Origin of the sequence: Sphingomonas sp., from assembly GCF_042095875.1 — a bacterium.
Lineage (GTDB): Bacteria > Pseudomonadota > Alphaproteobacteria > Sphingomonadales > Sphingomonadaceae > Sphingomonas.
On the sequence record NZ_JBELMJ010000054.1, the window covers coordinates 1 to 16443 of the forward strand.

The 16443-nt window shown below is 68.6% G+C and carries 18 protein-coding genes and 1 riboswitch; of the genes, 7 read left to right on the plus strand and 11 right to left on the minus strand.

Translation table 11 applies throughout. The annotated features are described in order from the left end of the window. The coding region (locus ACFDS6_RS14745) for an AAA family ATPase (protein WP_375272861.1) at window positions 1-491 on the plus strand (491 nt) is incomplete at its 5' end. 35 nt (window positions 492-526) lie between these two features. Here the strand turns inward: ACFDS6_RS14745 and ACFDS6_RS14750 are convergent. Further along, the gene (locus ACFDS6_RS14750; protein ID WP_375272862.1) at window positions 527-1843 is read right to left on the minus strand and encodes an MFS transporter; all 1317 of its coding nucleotides are present in this window, start codon (window positions 1841-1843) and stop codon (window positions 527-529) included. Beyond that, window positions 1840-2199: an antibiotic biosynthesis monooxygenase family protein gene (locus ACFDS6_RS14755; protein WP_375272863.1), complete on the minus strand. Its 360-nt coding sequence runs from the start codon at window positions 2197-2199 to the stop codon at window positions 1840-1842. The genes ACFDS6_RS14750 and ACFDS6_RS14755 overlap by 4 nt, the downstream gene beginning before the upstream one ends. 128 nt (window positions 2200-2327) lie before the next feature. Between ACFDS6_RS14755 and ACFDS6_RS14760 the strand changes: the two genes are divergently transcribed. Further along, window positions 2328-2936: a class I SAM-dependent methyltransferase gene (locus tag ACFDS6_RS14760; RefSeq protein ID WP_375272864.1), complete on the plus strand. Its 609-nt coding sequence runs from the start codon at window positions 2328-2330 to the stop codon at window positions 2934-2936. Between the two features lie 22 nt (window positions 2937-2958). Here ACFDS6_RS14760 and ACFDS6_RS14765 read toward each other — a convergent pair whose 3' ends face one another. Further along, window positions 2959-4119, minus strand: coding sequence for a phosphatidylserine/phosphatidylglycerophosphate/cardiolipin synthase family protein (locus ACFDS6_RS14765; protein WP_375272865.1), 1161 nt, complete (start codon window positions 4117-4119; stop codon window positions 2959-2961). A gap of 105 nt (window positions 4120-4224) precedes the next feature. Between ACFDS6_RS14765 and rpoZ the strand changes: the two genes are divergently transcribed. Further along, window positions 4225-4569 (plus strand): DNA-directed RNA polymerase subunit omega, encoded by a 345-nt coding sequence (rpoZ, locus tag ACFDS6_RS14770; RefSeq protein ID WP_174194574.1) that lies wholly within the window; start codon window positions 4225-4227, stop codon window positions 4567-4569. Between the two features lie 75 nt (window positions 4570-4644). Here rpoZ and ACFDS6_RS14775 read toward each other — a convergent pair whose 3' ends face one another. After that, the gene (locus ACFDS6_RS14775; protein ID WP_375272866.1) at window positions 4645-5538 is read right to left on the minus strand and encodes an aldose 1-epimerase family protein; all 894 of its coding nucleotides are present in this window, start codon (window positions 5536-5538) and stop codon (window positions 4645-4647) included. Between the two features lie 85 nt (window positions 5539-5623). Here ACFDS6_RS14775 and ACFDS6_RS14780 point away from each other — a divergent pair, with 85 nt between their 5' ends. Next, window positions 5624-5902 carry a hypothetical protein gene (locus ACFDS6_RS14780; RefSeq protein ID WP_375272867.1) on the plus strand — a complete coding sequence of 93 codons (279 nt, stop codon included), beginning with the start codon at window positions 5624-5626 and terminating at the stop codon, window positions 5900-5902. Between the two features lie 761 nt (window positions 5903-6663). Here the strand turns inward: ACFDS6_RS14780 and ACFDS6_RS14785 are convergent. After that, a complete protein-coding gene (locus ACFDS6_RS14785) occupies window positions 6664-7509 on the minus strand; it encodes a hypothetical protein (RefSeq protein WP_375272868.1) in 846 nt (281 codons plus the stop codon). Window positions 7510-7600: 91 nt separating this feature from the next. Here ACFDS6_RS14785 and ACFDS6_RS14790 point away from each other — a divergent pair, with 91 nt between their 5' ends. Beyond that, the gene (locus ACFDS6_RS14790) at window positions 7601-7837 is read left to right on the plus strand and encodes a type II toxin-antitoxin system Phd/YefM family antitoxin (RefSeq protein ID WP_375272870.1); all 237 of its coding nucleotides are present in this window, start codon (window positions 7601-7603) and stop codon (window positions 7835-7837) included. A 169-nt stretch (window positions 7838-8006) separates the two neighbouring features. After that, window positions 8007-9011: a hypothetical protein gene (locus ACFDS6_RS14795; RefSeq protein ID WP_375272871.1), complete on the plus strand. Its 1005-nt coding sequence runs from the start codon at window positions 8007-8009 to the stop codon at window positions 9009-9011. Here ACFDS6_RS14795 and thiC read toward each other — a convergent pair whose 3' ends face one another. The 6 genes from thiC to ACFDS6_RS14825 all read right to left on the minus strand — a co-directional run bounded on the left by thiC (window position 9012) and on the right by ACFDS6_RS14825 (window position 15813). Beyond that, a complete protein-coding gene (thiC, locus tag ACFDS6_RS14800) occupies window positions 9012-10922 on the minus strand; it encodes a phosphomethylpyrimidine synthase ThiC (protein ID WP_375272872.1) in 1911 nt (636 codons plus the stop codon). It abuts the gene before it with no gap. A gap of 38 nt (window positions 10923-10960) precedes the next feature. Next, window positions 10961-11071: riboswitch (TPP riboswitch) on the minus strand. 230 nt (window positions 11072-11301) lie between these two features. Beyond that, the gene (locus tag ACFDS6_RS14805) at window positions 11302-12402 is read right to left on the minus strand and encodes a ferritin-like domain-containing protein (RefSeq protein WP_375272873.1); all 1101 of its coding nucleotides are present in this window, start codon (window positions 12400-12402) and stop codon (window positions 11302-11304) included. Between the two features lie 64 nt (window positions 12403-12466). Then, complete coding sequence (locus ACFDS6_RS14810; RefSeq protein ID WP_375272874.1) at window positions 12467-13513, minus strand: ferritin-like domain-containing protein; 1047 nt, start codon at window positions 13511-13513, stop codon at window positions 12467-12469. A 160-nt stretch (window positions 13514-13673) separates the two neighbouring features. Continuing rightward, window positions 13674-14579: a MipA/OmpV family protein gene (locus ACFDS6_RS14815; protein WP_375272875.1), complete on the minus strand. Its 906-nt coding sequence runs from the start codon at window positions 14577-14579 to the stop codon at window positions 13674-13676. A gap of 63 nt (window positions 14580-14642) precedes the next feature. Beyond that, on the minus strand, window positions 14643-15077 hold the full coding sequence (locus tag ACFDS6_RS14820; RefSeq protein WP_375272876.1) for a DUF2141 domain-containing protein: 435 nt from the start codon (window positions 15075-15077) through the stop codon (window positions 14643-14645). After that, window positions 14998-15813, minus strand: coding sequence for a sterol desaturase family protein (locus ACFDS6_RS14825; protein ID WP_375272877.1), 816 nt, complete (start codon window positions 15811-15813; stop codon window positions 14998-15000). Before ACFDS6_RS14825 ends, ACFDS6_RS14820 begins: the two co-directional genes overlap by 80 nt. Window positions 15814-15900: 87 nt before the next feature. Between ACFDS6_RS14825 and ACFDS6_RS14830 the strand changes: the two genes are divergently transcribed. Then, the gene (locus tag ACFDS6_RS14830; protein ID WP_375272878.1) at window positions 15901-16194 is read left to right on the plus strand and encodes a hypothetical protein; all 294 of its coding nucleotides are present in this window, start codon (window positions 15901-15903) and stop codon (window positions 16192-16194) included. The last annotated feature ends 249 nt before the right edge of the window (window positions 16195-16443 follow it).

Sequence of the window (16443 nt, forward strand, 5' to 3'; positions counted from 1 at the left end):
TCCTGGCCGAGATGGACGGGCTGGAGGAGCTGCAATCGGTCGTCGTCATCGGCGCAACCAACCGGCCCAATCTGGTCGATCCCGCGCTGCTGCGCCCCGGTCGCTTCGACGAGCTGATCTACGTCGGACTGCCGAGTCGCGAAGGGCGGCGTCGCATCCTCGGTATCCAAACGCAGAAGATGCCGCTCGGCTCCGACGTCGACCTCGACGACATCGCCGCGCGCACCGATCGCTTCACCGGTGCCGACCTGGAGGACGTGGTGCGCCGCGCCGGCCTGATCGCGCTGCGCGAACACATCGACAATGCCGAGGTCAGCCAAGCGAACTTCGAGCGTGCGCTCGAGGACTCGCGCGCGAGCGTCACGCCCGAGGTCGAGCGCGAGTACGAGCAGATGGCGGCGAAGCTGAAGCAAGAAGCGAACGCGATTCAGCCGCTCGGCTTCATCGCGCCAGGCCAGCTCACCCCGCGCGGACCGAAGGGCAGCGACTGACTGTACGGGGGTATCGCCACGCGGCGGCACCCCGCTCAGACCTCGGGATCGCTCCACACCTGCGCGTCGCGCTCGGGCGTGCGCAGCGCGTGCCACGCGTAGGCGAGCAGGATCACGCACGCCGCCCCCGCGGTCAGGTACGGCAGTGAATGCTGCACCTCGTACAGCCCGACCCCGATCGACGGGCCCAGCACGAAGCTGGCGCCGTTGACGCTCGTCACCTTGCCCGCGACCGATCCCTGCGCCTCCGCGCCGACCGCCAGGCTCGAACCCGCGGTGAACCCTGGTCGCGTGAAGCCGAACCCCAGGCTCGCCAGCGCATAGGCGGTCGCGATGCCGTACAGCGAGGTCGCGAGCCCCGTCAGCGCGGTTCCCCCCGCCGCCAGCACCAGTCCGACGAGCACCAGCGCGCGCGGTTTGAGGTTGAGCGTCGGGATCAGCCCCCATTGCGCCAGCAGCGCCGCACCCGCTCCCATCATCAGCACGATGCCGGTCGGCTCCAGCGCGGCGGCCGGCGCGACGTTCAGACGGTCGATCACCAGGAAGCCGATCGCCTGTCCCGTCATCGCCTGCGCGTGCCCCATCACCAGTCCGGCGATCATCCACGCCCTGATCCGCGGGTCGGTGTAGCGTACGTCCGTGCGCCCCTCTGCGGTGGCGGCGGTCACGCTCGCGCCCGACGCCTGCCCGCCGATCGAGGGATAGGCGTTGGCCGCGCCGTGGACGCCCGACACGATCCCGCGATCGTCGGGCAGCACGCGCCTGACCGTCACGAACACGATCAGCCCGAACAGCGCGAACACGAACGCCGGCCCCGCCAGCCCGACCTCGACCGTGCCGGCGTGCCCGAGGATCAGGTAAGGTGCGAGCGCCGGTCCCAGGATCGTTCCCAGCCCGAAGGCGGAGGCGAGCAGCGTCAGCGCGCGCGTGCGCTCCTCGCGCGTCGTGTTGCCCGCGACCAGCGCCTGCACCGCGGGCGGCGCGGCCGATCCGAACGTCCCGTAGATCAGCCGCCCCAGGATGAAGAGCACGAACGCGGTCGTGCCGCCGATCCAGCCGTTGACCCCCGCCGCCAGGAACACGCCGCACAAGGTCAGGCTGACGCAGAACCCGCCCATCCCGAACAGGATCATCAACCGCCGCCCGTGCCGGTCCGATCGCCGCGCCCAGAACGGCGCCGCCACTACCCACAGCAGCGCGGACACGGAGAAGGCGGCGGCGACCGCACTGTCCTTGACCCCCAAGGATCGCCCGAGCGCGGGCAGTACCGACTGCAGCGCGGTGTTCCCCGCCGCGATCGTCAGCATGACGAGGAACATGAGCGCGAAGCGCCGATCGAACCCGCGCTTCATGCCCGCTCCCCTCCTGTTCGCGTCCAGCCGTAACTGCGCGCCACCTGCGCGACGTGCAGGTCGTAGGCGTCGTACCAGCGCCCGCGCCCGGCCTCGCGCACCGCGGCGTGCTCGGGATGCTGTCGCCACGCGACCGCGCTTGCCTCGTCCGCCCAGTAGCTGACCGTGATGCCGAAACCGTTGCCCCCGCGCGCCGCGTCGATCCCCCGGTAACCCGGCTGCGCGGCGGCGAGCGCGTCCATCGCCTGCGCCGCGGCCGCGTAGCCCGCTTCGTCCGCGCGCGTGCGCCAGGCGGCGAAGATCACCGCGACCTGGCCCCGCCTGCTCCCCCGCGCCGCTGCTTCGTCGTCCGGCATGCGATGCGATTAGGCGCTTGGGAGCCGGGCGCAACCCCGCTATGGCAACCGACGCGCTTCAACGGCGTTCGTCAAACCGGCTGCGCGGAGCACGCAGGCCGGACCATACGGGAGCAGTGCTTTTCCTCATGCCCAGTTCGACCAACGCGATGCGTCGCGCGCGGCCCGCCGGTGTCCCCGGACCGTTGCAGATGTTCTTTCAAGGCTTCCTGAAGCACCCGGTCATGGTCGGCTCGATCATCCCGTCGTCGGACCGGCTGATCAACAAGATGCTCGCACCCGTCGACTGGGCGAACTGCAAGCTGTTCGTCGAGTACGGACCCGGCGTCGGCACCTTCTGCCGCCCGATCCTGGAGCGCATGGCGCCCGACGCGACGTTGATCGCGATCGACACCAACGCCGATTTCATCCGCTACCTCGACCATACGATCACCGATTCACGCTTCGTCGCGGTCGAGGGGTCGGCGGCGGACGTCGAACGGATCATCGCCGAGCACGGCCACCCGTCGGCCGACTACATCCTGTCCGGCCTGCCCTTCTCGACGCTGCCCGACGGCGTCGGCCCCGCGATCGCCGCCGCCACGCACCGCGCGCTGCGCAAGGACGGCGCGTTCCTGGTCTATCAGTTCAGCCCCAAGGTCCGCGACTTCATCGCCGCGCATTTCACGCGCATCGACCACGACATGGAATGGTGGAACGTGCCGCCCGCGCAGCTCTACTGGGCGCACAAGGACTGAACGCCGGGCAGGCGGAGGGGCGCTACAGGTCGCCGCTGCGGAAGTTGAGCCCGCGCGACACGGTCGGGTCGAGCACGCCGACGATCAGGTAGGCGGCGAACTGCTTGGTACGCTGCCACCACCCCGTCGCCTCGGCGTAGAGGTCGCGCGTGATCTCGCGCGAGTGCGCGATCTCGCCGTCGACGTAGTCGCGCACCTGCGCGGCGAACGCGGCGTCCTCGATCCGGATCATCAGTTCCAGGTTGATGAACAGGCTGCGCATGTCGAAATTGGCGCTGCCGACGTAGACCGCGTCGTCGACGACGTAGAGCTTGGTGTGCAGCTTGGTCGGCTGATACTCGAACACGCGCACGCCCTTCTTGAGCAATCCGCGATAGGTGAAGCGTGCCGCCGCGATCGTGGCATCGTTGTCCGACTTCCCCGCGGTGACGACGCGCACCTTCTGCCCCAGCCGCCCGGCGCGATCGAGCCGGCGCAGGATCGTCGGGCTCGGCGTGAAATAGGCCGCGATCAGGTCGATCCGCGCCGCCCGCCGCATGTCGTGGCGGATCGCGCGCGCCCAGGGCGACAGTCGCCGCGTCGGCCCGCCGATCAGCCAGCGCAGCCGCCCGTCCGTCTCGCTCCAGCGCGACAGCGCGCGGTTGAGGTGGCGCAGCTTGCCCTTGGGGTGTCGGATCCATTCCTCCAGCGCGTCGAAATAGCCCGCCATCCGTGACGCGGCCTCGCCCTCGATCAGCAGCCCCAGGTCGCGCCAGGCCTGTTCGCGCTCGGTGCCGAAATAATCGTCTTCGACGTTGAACCCGCCGGTCAGAATCCGCGCGTGGTCGGTCCCTGAATCGGCGAGTGCGAGCTTCTGGTGGTTGCGCAGCAAGTAGCGCCGCCCGAACCGCGCGGAGAAGCGGCACACCGAGACGCCTGCGTCGCGCAGCGCGTCGAAGAAGTGCGCGTCGGTATCGTCGCTGCCGAACCCGTCGACGATCAGCGCGACGCGCACTCCGCGCGCGGCGGCCGCGGCCAGCGCGTCGTTGATCCGCTGCCCCGACGCGTCGTTGGCGTAGATGTAGAAGATCAGCCGCAGCGTCTCGCGCGCGCCCTCGATCAACTCCAGCAGCGCGCGTCGCCGCTCGGGACCCTCGGGCAGCAGCGTCAGGCGGTGGCCGTCGACGGTGAACGGCCCGGTCATGCAACCGGCTCCCGCCGGCACGCCGCGCCCGCTTTCATTGACTTGGCGACACCCACGTCATAAACGGCGATCTTCCCGTTTCCATTTTTTGCAAGGAAGCCGCCTATGGCGCGCGTGACCGTCGAGGATTGCGTCGACAAGATCCCGAACCGTTTCGACCTGGTGCTGATGGCGGCGCAGCGCGCGCGCCAGATCTCGGGCGGCGCGGAACTGACGCTCGACCGCGACCGCGACAAGAACCCGGTCGTGGCACTGCGCGAGATCGCCGAGCAGACGGTGCGCCCGCGCGACCTGAACGAGTCCGCGATCCAGGGCATGCAGCGCGTGCAGATCGACGACGAGGACGAGGCGGACGAGGTCGGCAGCCTGGCCGCCTCGGCGGAGGCGCTACGCCTCACCGCCGCCGCCCCGCCGCGCAACCAGAACCTCGGCGCCGACTACGACGGCTGATCGCCGCCACTTTGTCCGAACGGCCGGTCGCTCCCCCGAGCGGCCGGCCGTTGTCGTGTCCGGCGACGCTCACGCTCATGCCGCCAGCGTGACCGACATGGCGACGCGCTTCTCCGCGCCCGGCGCGACCTCGAACACGCCGGGCTTGTCGCGGTACTCGCCCGCGTAGCCCGCCGGATCGGCGATCCCGTGCCACGGCTCGACGCAGACGAACGGCGCGCCGGGCTTGCTCCAGATGCCCAGCATCGGGGTGTCGGGGAAGGCGATCTCCAGCGCCGGCCCGGTGTCCGCGCCGTAGCGGACCGACTGGCTGCGCACCCGGTCCCAGATCAGCGCGTCGCGCGCGAACATCTCGTCCGACAGGTGCAGCGTGCAGCCGTCGAGCGGCGACTTGCGCGCCTCGTCGCTGACCTGCCCGTCGCCGTTCAAGACGCGCAGCGCCGCGGGCTCGTCGTCGGCGAAGGTGACGCGGTGGTCCTCGCGTGGCGCGCCGTAGGGCAGCGGCCAGGCAAAGGCGGGGTGGAAACCGAAGCTGGCGGGAAGCGGCGCGTCGCCGGGGTTGCGCACCGTCACGCCGATGTCGAGCGTCGCGCCATCGAGCGCGAAGGCGACCTCCAGTCCGAACGCGAACGGGTAGGAGGCGCGCGTCTCCGCGTCGTCGCCGAGCGCGAACACCGCGCGGGTCGGCGCGGCCTCGATCACCGCGAAGTCGCGGCGGCGCGCGAAGCCGTGCTGCTTCATCGGATAGTCGCGCCCGTCGACGCGGATCGTCTCGTTCGCGGGCTTGCCGACGACCGGGAAGAGTAGCGGGGCGCGCCCGCTCCACCAGCGCGGGTCGGCGTTCGTCATCAGCTCGTGGCCGTCGGCGTCCTTGAGCGAGGACAGTTCGGCGCCGTGCGGGTTGATCTCGGCGCTGAGCAGGTGGTTGGCGATGCGAATCCACGTCGGCGTGGAAGAAGGGTCGGGCATGGCGGAGCCAACGCACCAGGCGCGATTTGGAACCGCCGCGCCGACCGATCATTGACGCGCCGCAACGAATCAAAAGGGGCTAAGAATGAAGACAATCCTGAAGGCCACCGGCGTGGCCGCGCTGTTGATGCTGGGCGCGTGCGGCGGAAATGCCGACGATCGCGCCGCCGACAACATCGAGGCGATGACCGAGAACCGCGCCGACGCGCTCGAGGCGCAGGCCGACGCGACCGGCAACGAGCAGGTGTCCGACATGCTGGAGGACCGCGCCGACAACGTCCGCGAGATGGGCGAGGACGCCGCCGACCGCGCCGACGACAACGACGACGCGCGCGTCGAGCAGCAGGTCCGTAACCAGCTGTGATCCGCGCGGGCGGGCGGTGCGCTGCGTGAGGCACGCCACCGTCCGCCCGGCAACTCGCGGATGAGGTGACGCCGAGGCGCGGTGACGCGCCGGGTGCCGGCAATCGCGTGAGCCGGAAGGTGAGGCGAAGGTCACGCCAACGAGCCGTACTGCGCGGAGTGTCGCTGCGCGCTCACCACGAAAGGTGAAGCTAAGGTGAGGCCAACGCGCGGGTGACGTGGAGGCCTATCTGCTCTTCGCACGAGTGGTGACAACGACATAAAAGGCTCACCTTCTGTCGCTCCGCCGAGAGTTGCGGAAGGTAAGGCCGAGACGCGGTGCCTCGCTAGCCTTCGCTGCTCCCCGCGGCGTGGAAGGTGAAGCGAACGTGAGGCCAACGAGCGGTGACGCGTTGGCCGTCCCTGTTCCGTGCGACCCGAGATGTTCTGCGAGGATAAAGCTGTGCGCGATAGCTCGCCGGATGGTGCGCGCCCCTCCGGCATCAAAGGTGAGGCTAAGGTTAGGCCAAGGCGTGGGGTGGCGTTGCTTGGCGGATCGCGGGTTGGCATGAGGGACAAGTGAGGTGCGCTGATGTTGCCGCTCGCCGCGCCGCTCGCCGGGCGATGGCGGTGTGATAGCTGGACCTTCCCACCAATTATTCGGTCCGCAGCCGCTGATAGCCGACCCATAGCGCACGCGCGCCGCTTCGGTGACGAGCGCAGCCGGTCGCGTGGGCGGCCTGCGCGATGACCGTCCGTCACCTCTCCGGGCCGCCCGTGCGGTCACAGGTCGGGGGTGCCGTCGTAGTCGCGTGCGGCTGCGTGCGCGAACGGGTCGTTGCCGCGCGCCCAGTCGGCGTCGTCGCGCGCGGCCTCGCGCGCGGCGCGGGCGCGGGCGCGCTCGGTCGCAACGTGGCTGTCGGGCTCCGTGACCGGGCGGACGTAACGCTCGCGCTCGAGATCGGGGTAAAGTTCGTAGAGCTCGCCCAAGCCCGCCGCAGCGTCGAGCGCGTCGGCGAGCGCGTCGGGCGCCATCAACCGGTGCGGCTCGGCCGGGGCGACCGGCGACAGTGCGGGCGTCGCGCGCGCCATCGACAGCGTGGGGGCGGGCCGCGGCTCGTCGGCGCGGCGCGTATCCTCGTGCGCGTGGCGGAAGCGATCGGGACGGTAGGCGCGCAGCAGGAGCATGAGCAGGCGGTCGTTATACTGCCGCTTCGACCCGATGCGGCAGCCGTCGCGGTCGTAGACGGGCACGCCGACGCCCTCGATCGCGCAGGCGAAGGCGACCGACTGAAGGTGGTCGGCGGCGGCGTCGAGGGCTGCGTCCCAGGCGCGCGCGAAGCTCTCCGCACCCGCCGCGCGGCGCAGGCGATAGGCGCTCGCCACCGACATATCGACCGCGGCGCAGGCAGCGGAGACGAGCCCGGTATCCGCCAGCGCCTCGACGAAGCGCGCCTGCACCTCGGGCGACCAGCCATCGGCGCGCGGGCGGCGCGGGACGGGGCGCCACTCGAAATCGCCCGGATCGAAGCCGTGCGCGTCGCGCTCGGGCGACGAACCTTGCGTGGCGGGGAGCGCGGCCGCGTGGGGGGCGGCGGCGCCGGCGGAGGGTTGCGGATGGTCGTGCATCCGCGAGGGTAAACGCAGATCGCGGGCGTGTAGGACAGTGGCGGGCGTTGACGCGTGGCCAGTGCGGTTTCATCCTCCCGCGATGCGCGCGATGTCCTGCCTTGAAGCGAGCGACGATCTGGAAGCGGCGATCGCCGGGGTCGTCGACGATTGCACGCCGCTCGCGATCACGCGCGAGCGCGGCGAAGGCGCGGTGCTCGTGTCGGCGAGTGCGTGGGCGTCGATCGAGGAAACGATGTACCTGCTGCGCTCGCCCAGGAACGCGGAGCGATTGCTGGGATCGATGCGCGAGTTCGGGAGCGGTGACGAAGGTTCGAAGCGGCCGTAAAGGTGCCTTCTAATATAATGCATCAAACTATGACGGATCAGCACATACTTCGATCAGGCTTGTCAGGTGCCGCGATTAGGCCGCTAGCAGTTGTCGCATGTGGTGTAGGATCGATACTATATTGACACAGACTAGGCCCATTGTAGCCTGACGTAATGAGAGGGCGAGCATGGCCGAGGAAATCGACTTTACCTTTGCAGGGGCACTAGCAGACAGGCACGCGCTGGACTTCTACGAAGCAGGCCGCTTTCAGTATGGCGCTGCACGGCTAATGGTCAAATTAGACCAGTTTCGTCAGAATGGGCGATTTTCGTCACGTGTGACATACGATAATAATACCCGAACCCTGCTGCGAACGCAGCAAGATGGCTCTTTTATCATATCAACTATCGCTCCAGCTTTGATCGCTGCGCGTGATGCTTTCATCGAAGCACTTATAAGCTTGATGTGGTCCTACGTCGTGGATCGGATCGTTAAACCAGCCTCTTCCGATAATTTGCGAGAGGCTCTTCAAACTCAACGTAGCCTAATTGAAACTTATAATAGTGATATAGCTGATCGGGCTGAGCAGAATAGAAGGACGTACGACCTTTTAGATGATCGGATTGCGCGCGGTGATCGGCTCACTGAAGAAAATCGCGAGCTTTACGAGAGGCTTTTAGCTGAAGGTCAGAGGAGAGCCTATTTGGAAGGTTATGCGGATGTGGTTAGGCGAATTACACCAGACCAAGAAGCGCGACTTACCTCTATGGCCAGCCCACTCCTTAAAGATATGGGTATAGCGCTAAGAAGAAGTGCAACTACTTTAAAAATTGCTGCTAATGATGACTTCAACAGCAGACAGGTAGCCTTTTTAAATCGTCAAATGGCAAATGAGATCGACACATTGAGAGTGGACGATCAGACGACTCTCATATTGGTTGCCATAATTCAATACAATACGGAGACGGGTTGGGGAAAACTTCGCGTGCGTGGACATCAAGGCTTACTAAGCTTTAACGTTCCATCCGATCGAAAGGGAAGATTACAAGCTGATCTCTTGAACGCCATGGATCGGCGCGGCAACCACCTTGACACTTACGTCGAATGTCAGTTTGTTCGCTCACTGCAAGGTATCTTGCAGCGAGCTATCGTTCTTTCGGTACGCGATTTGGATGATTTAGAAGGTCTTTAGCTACTCCGCCGGCAGGTAGACCTCCCCACCCTTCTCCTTGAACCGCTCGCTCATCTCGGCCATTCCCGCCTCGGCAGCGGTGGCGTCGAGCGGCGTGCCCCCTCCACCATGCGGCGCATGGTCCCCCTGCCCGTGCCGGGGAGGTTGGGCGGCGACGAAGGTTTCGACCGGGGCGTTCTGCTTGGCGGCGAAGTCGCGCACTTCCTGCGTGATCTTCATCGAGCAGAATTTCGGGCCGCACATCGAGCAGAAGTGCGCGGTCTTGGCGCCCTCTGCCGGCAGGGTCTGGTCGTGGTACGATTCCGCCGTGTCGGGGTCGAGGCTGAGGTTGAACTGGTCGCGCCAGCGGAACTCGAAGCGCGCGCGTGACAGCGCGTCGTCGCGCATCTTGGCCGCCGGGTGTCCCTTGGCCAAATCGGCGGCGTGGGCGGCGAGCTTGTAGGTGACCACGCCGGTCTTCACGTCGTCGCGGTCGGGCAGGCCGAGATGCTCCTTGGGCGTGACGTAGCAGAGCATCGCGGTGCCGTACCAACCGATCATCGCGGCGCCGATGCCGCTGGTGATGTGGTCGTAGCCGGGCGCGATATCGGTGGTGAGCGGCCCGAGCGTGTAGAAGGGCGCCTCGCCGCACGCCTCGAGCTGCTTGTCCATATTCTGCTTGATCTTGTGCATCGGCACGTGGCCGGGGCCCTCGATCATCACCTGCACGTCCTGCTGCCAGGCGCGCTTGGTCAGTTCGCCGAGCGTATAGAGCTCGGCGAACTGCGCCTCGTCGTTGGCGTCGGCGATCGAGCCGGGGCGCAGGCCGTCGCCGAGCGAGTAGGCGATGTCGTACGCGCGCATGATCTCGGTGATCTCATCGAAGCGCTCGTAGAGGAAGCTCTCCTTGTGGTGGCTGAGGCACCATTTCGCCATGATCGAGCCGCCGCGGCTGACGATGCCGGTCACGCGCTTGGCGGTGAGCGGCACATAGGGCAGGCGTACGCCGGCGTGGATGGTGAAATAGTCGACGCCCTGCTCGGCCTGCTCGATCAGCGTGTCGCGGAAGATTTCCCACGTCAGCTCCTCGGCGATGCCGCCGACCTTCTCCAGCGCCTGATAGATGGGGACGGTGCCGATCGGGACGGGCGAGTTTCGGATGATCCACTCGCGCGTGTCGTGAATGTTGCGGCCCGTCGAGAGGTCCATGACGGTGTCCGCGCCCCAGCGAATCGACCAGACGAGCTTGTCGACCTCGGTCGCGACGTTGGACGCGACCGCGCTGTTGCCGATGTTGGCGTTGATCTTGACCAGGAAGTTGCGGCCGATCGCCATCGGCTCGGTTTCGGGGTGGTTGATGTTGTTGGGGATGATCGCGCGGCCGCGCGCGACCTCGTCGCGGACGAACTCCGGCGTGACGTAATCGGGGATGGCGGCGCCGAAATCCTCGCCGTCGCGGTGGTACTCGCGCAGCATCTCGCGGCCGAGATTCTCGCGGGTGGCGACGTATTCCATTTCGGGCGTGATGATGCCGCGGCGCGCGTAGTGCATCTGGCTGACGTTGGCGCCCGCCTTGGCGCGCAAGGGACGGCGGTTGACGTTGGGGAACGGCTGCACCCCGCCCGAGCGATCGGGGCCGAGCTGGCCGTTGTCCTCGGGCCTGATCTCGCGCGCGTCGTACGCCTCGACGTCGCCGCGTGCCATGATCCAGTCGCGGCGGAGACTCGGCAGGCCCGCCATGATGTCGATGCGTGCGTTCGGGTCGGTATAGGGGCCGGAGGTGTCGTAGACGTTGAGCGGCGGCTCGCCGGAGGAGGGATCGAGGTCGATCGCGCGCATCGCGACGCCGAGCGGCCCCACGTGGATCTTGCGGGAACCGCGGATCGCGCCGGTGGTGACGCCGATCTCGCTGCGGGCCTGGATATCTGCCATGCGCTTCACTCTCCTTGTGGGGGAGAGGATCGGTGGCCTGGTGGTCGCCGCTCCACTCCCTACGCCGGTGTCAGCCGGATCAGGTTCAGCGGGTCGGGGGCTCGGGCGCCCCCCTCTCAACCGCCTCAGCGGTCCCCCGGGGAAGCGGGCATTATAGGCGAGCGGGGCGGGAGTGGAAGGGTGATTCGCGTGGGGGCGCGGCGGGCTGTTGGGTTGGTCGCCGCGGCGTGGGACGTTGCGGCGATGCTGGCCGCCGGGACGTCAGACGGAGCCGGTGCCCGGCTCCGCTGGCCGCCGGGACGTCAGACGTTGCCTGTCGGCAACGCTGGCCGCCGCAGCGACTCTTCGCCGATTCGCGATCGGCGAAGGCGCTCGCGCCTTACGCGGGTCGGCTGTCCGCGCTGGTGTTCAGCGTGCCGTTGACGCCCGCGGGGAAGAACCCGCCGCTCGTGACCGGGGCGTTGTTGAGGAAGGTGATGTTGAGCACCTGACCGACCGTGCGGCTGAACGCGATGCCGTTGGCGTCGGCGGGGACGATGTTGGACATGGTCGCGGTACCGGTGATCCCCTGGTCGAGGTCGCGCGCGTCGACGCCGGTGGGCAGGCTGGTCGCGGTGGCGGTCGGCGTGGGCGAGGGTGTCGGAGTGGGGGTGGCGCCGGTCGCGCGGACGCCGTCGAGCCGGTCGCGCGCGTCGGAGATCGCGTCGGCGCCCGTGCGCAGCGACGGCGTCGCCAGCCCCTTCTGGTACAAGGTCGTGCGGATCAGCCCGGCGTGATACGCCTCCGCGGCGAGCAGCCCGGCGGTCGCCTCCTGATAACCTGCGGTGAAGATCAGCGTCGAGGACGCGCCCTTGTAGGCGGTGACGCCGACGTCCTCGAAGATATACGCGCCGAGCAGGAAGTTCTCGTCATTGGCGTAGGGGTCGAACGCCGCGCCCTCGCCGACCAGCCCGGCCGCGCGCGCCGCGGTGCTGAACGCGCCGGTCGCGCTGCCGTCGATGTTGATCGCGGGCATCGCCACCGCGGCGCTGCCGAGCACCTGGCGCAGGAAGGCGACGTGCGCGCGCTCGTCCGCCGCGATCTCGCGCGCATAGGCGGCGACGACGGGATCGGTGAAGGCGACGCGGCGCCCGCCGGTCACCGCACCCGCGGTGCCGGTGCCCGCGATCAGGGCGGCGGGCAGCCCCTCACCGGTCGCGGCATAGGCGTAGAATTGCGCTTCGAGATACTCGAGCTGGAGCGCGAAGTTGAGCACCGCGACCTCGGCGGCGACGCTGCTCGACGACGGGGTCGGCGTAGGCGTCGGCGACGGGTTGGTGATCGGATTGTCGTCGTCGTCGTCGCCCCCGCAGGCGGCGAGTAGCGACAGGCCGCCGGCGACGGCGACGCCGCCGCTCGCCAGCTTGATGAAACGGCGACGCTCGGCACGGCGCGCGGCGGCGGCGTCGAGGATCGAGGCAGTGAGAGCGGGATCGGTCATGGCAGCGGACTTTTCGGCTACGAGAAGAATACAGGCGTGGCGCGCGCAAGCGTGACGGCGGGCGTCAGGTCGCCGCCGCGCTCGTCTTGATCGCGCCGTTGACGCCGGCGGGGAAGAAGCCGCCCGCGCTGACCGATGCCTGGTTCAGGTACAGGATGTTGAGCACGCGGTCGCTGGTCCGGCTGAAGGCGAGGCCGTTGCCGTTGAGCGGCACGATGTTGGACACCGTCTCGCCCGCGGCGTTGGTGGCGGGCGCCACGCCCTGATCGTCGTCCGCGGCGTAGCCGGTGACGAGGTTCTCGGTCACGTTGGAGCCGTCCAGCCGGTCCCGCGCGTCCGAGATCTGCTGCGTCGCCTCGATCAGCCGTAGCGCGGGCGTCTCCACGCCCTTGCGGTACAAGGTCGTGCGGATCATCGCGGCGTGATACGCCTCCACCGCCAGGATGCCCTGCGTCGCCTCCAGCAGGGTGGTGTTGGAGAGCAGGCCCGTGACGTTCTTGTAGGCGGTGACGCCCACGTCCTCGAACAGGAACGAGGCGAGCAGGAAATTCTCGTCATTGGCGTAGGGGTCGAAGGTCGCGTTCGCGCCGACCAGCCCGGCGGCGCGCGCCGCGGCGGTGAAGGCGCCGCCCGGGCTCAGGTCGATCGCGGGCTGCGCCACCGCGAGCGAGCCGACCGCGGTGCGCAGGAAGCTGACGTGCGCGAGTTCGTCCGCCGCGATCTCGCGCGCGAACTGCGCCACGACCCCATCGGAGAAGTTGACCTGGCGCCCGCCGCTCGCCGCGCCCTGCGCCCCCGCGGTGGTCGCGCCGGTCTGCAACGTCGCGGCGATTGCCGAACCGGTGGTCGCGAAGGCGTAGAAATTTGCCTCCAGATATTCGAGGTTGAGCGCGAAGTTGAGGTAATCGGGCGTGGTCAGGCTGGTGGTCGCGGTCGGCGACGGCGTGGGGGTCGGCGTCGCGGTCTGCGCCCCGGCGCGCCCGGCGGCCAACACCGCGCCGCCCGCGGCGGCGGCGCCCAGCGCCTGCTGGAAGAAGGCGCGGCGATCGTCGCGCCGTTTGGCGCGCGCGTCCAGCGCCTCGATCAGTTCGGCTTCGCCCATCGCCCGCATCCTTCTACCATCGACTGTTCGGTCATGCCGCGGCGAGCCTGTCGCGCGGCTGAATCACGGGTTCGCGATAGGCGCAGCGGCGCGCGGGCGCAAATGGCGCGTGACGCGGTGGCCGCGACTACGCCCCGCTCTCAGCTGCGGGGCGCGGCCGTTGGCGCGATCAGAAGGTGTAGCCGATGCCGATCGCGCCGAGCCACTGGTCGCGCGACCCCGCGATGCTGACGATCGGCGTGTCGCCGAAATCGTTGAGCATCCGCTTGTAGGTGCCGCCCGCGATCACCTTCCACCCGTGCAGCAGGTCGCCGGTGAGCGAGTAGGTGCCCGCCACGCCGACGACGTAGTTCTTCCACCCGCCGCGCGTGCGGAACGCGGGCAGCCCGCTCGCCGCGACGTCCTGCGGGCGGACGTCGAAGTAGGTGCGGCCGTACGCGCGCTCGACCTTCTCGGCCGAGGCGAACACGCCCACCGCCGACTTGAGGCTGAGCGGGGTATAGTAGCTGACCGACGGCTGGAGCACGCCGCTGTCGTGGATGCCGGTCACGTCGTAGCGGTAGCTGACCGCGACCGACAGCTTGTCGTAATCGCTGGTGATGAGCCCGGTGCGGCCGATGCCGAGATAGCCGCCGAGTTCGAGCGCGGTCGAGGTGGTCGGCAGCGCCTTGACGCGGGGATCGTCGATGCCCTTGCGGCTGACGCGGTTAAAATTGACGAGCCCGACCGGCCCGGCCTGGAAGTCCCAGCGCGAGGTCGGCGCGTCGGCGATCAGGTCAACCGAGGCGCGGTTGCCGAGCACCTGGAACGAGATGCCGCCCAGCGTGCCGATCGCGGCGGGGCCGGGCGTTAGCGAGTAATCGTTCGAGCCTTCGTAATCGGGCAACCACGCGCCCGCGACCGCGACGGTCACGGTGTCGCCGGTGACGAGCGGGGTCGGCGGGCCGTTGGGATCGACGGGCGAGGTCTGCGCCGCGGCGGGAAGTGCCAGCGATGCCGCGAGCGCGGCGGCGGCGAGGTGGAGCGGACGGACGGCGGAGCGGAGCGGACGGGCGGCAAAACGGGCAGCGAACACAATTATCCCCTTCTATGTTGCTCGCGTGAACGAGCATTTACGGCTTTGTGTCCGCGCGCGTCCTTACAGGAAGTAACGCAGCCCGACCTGTTGCCGTTCTGCATCACCGGTCACCGCAAAGCGCGCGGCGGCGAAGCGCGGCGCGCCGAAGCGGATCGGCGGATTGCGCGAGAAGCCGAAGCCTTCGCGCGGGATGCCCGCGAACGTGTCGAGCTTCGCGTTGCCATTCTCGTCGTGGATCACCGCCACCGCGTAATTGCCGTGCGGGATGCCGGTGAAGCGCAAGCCGTGGGTGCCCGCGGGCACGTTGCGCGTCACCGCATCGGCGTCGTCGACGCAGGAGGGGAAATTGTCGGGGTCGGCGGTCAGGCAGACGCGCAGCAGGCCCTTGGCCGAGCGGACGTGGTCGATCGAGACGTCAAGCGACGCGACCGGCGCGGCCCCCACCAGCAGCAGCGCCGCGCTCACCAGCAGACCCGCGCGCGCGCGCCTTGGCATGGGCGCGGGTGAAGTCGCCGACACCGTCGTCGGTGCCGCAGACCCGGTCCCAGAACCGGAAATAAAGCCCATAATTGCACCCATATCGCTCGTGGTGACGCTGATGATGGCTGGCCGTGATCAGCCAGCGCCCCACTACCCCCCGCCACATGAACCGAGGGAAAATCTCCCACCCCATATGGTTGGTGACACCCATAACCGTCATGATCGTCAGCACCAAGCCGAGGGCTGCGACGTGGATCGGAATGGCGAGCACCAGTAGCGGAATTGCCACAGCGCCGGTCAGCGCCTCGATCGGGTGGAACGCCATCGCGGCCCAGGCGGTCGGCGGGCGGCTGGCGTGGTGGACCGCGTGGGCGCGCTTGAAGGGCTCGGGCCGGTGCATCCAGCGATGCGTCCAGTAGAACCAGGTATCGTGCAGGAACAGGTAGGCGAGCACCGACACCGGCAGGTACCACAAGGGATAATCGTGCACGTCGCGGTAGACGCGGGTCCAGCCGTGATTGTCCCATCCCCAGGCGAGCACGCCCGCGGGTATGCCGTAGATCGCGGCGGAGACGAGGCTCCACCAGATCTCGCGCCGTATCTGCGGATCGAGCCCGGTGTAAAGGCCGGGGTGCCTGAGCTTCGTCGCCCACGCGAACCCCGCGGAGGTGATCAGGTAGCGTACGCCGACGATCAGCGTCATCGCGAGCGCGGACAGCGTAACGGCGGCGAAGATCGACAGCGCGGACATGAGCGCCGCTGTAGCCGATCGCGGATCGTCCGCCCATCCCGCTCGTTCGTTCCTCTCGAACCTGTCATGATTTCCAAGGAGATGGCGATGACCGACCCCAACTCAGCCGCGGCGCCGATCGGCACCGACGCGCGCGACGACGCGATCGCGGCCAAGGTGCTGCGCGACCAGGACGGCGCCACGCCGGGCAGCGACGCCGGCGGCGGCGGCGGTATGGGCGGGCAGGACGCGGCCGACGCGGCGGCGGCCTCGGCCGCGGCGAGCGACGGCGGCGCGAACGCGGCCAACCCGGTCGACACCGGGCTGGATACCGGCGCGGCGGACGCGGCGGCGGAGGCGCGCGCGCGGTCGGTGGAGGACAGCGCGTCCACGGCGCGGTGAGTCGCGCGATATACCAGCCGTCACCCCGGACCTGATCCGGGGTCCCGCTTCCTCGCGAGGTGGGACGAGGCAGCGGGATCCCGGGGGCGAGCCCGGGATGACGGTGGGGAGTGGCACCGCGCAACGAAAAAGGCGCCGGTGGATCGCTCTACCGGCGCCCTCTTCAGATCAACGATCGCCCGATCAGGCGGCCAGCTGCTGCTCCGGCAGCGCGGCCTTCGCCTGCGCGATGATCGCGGAGAAAGCCTC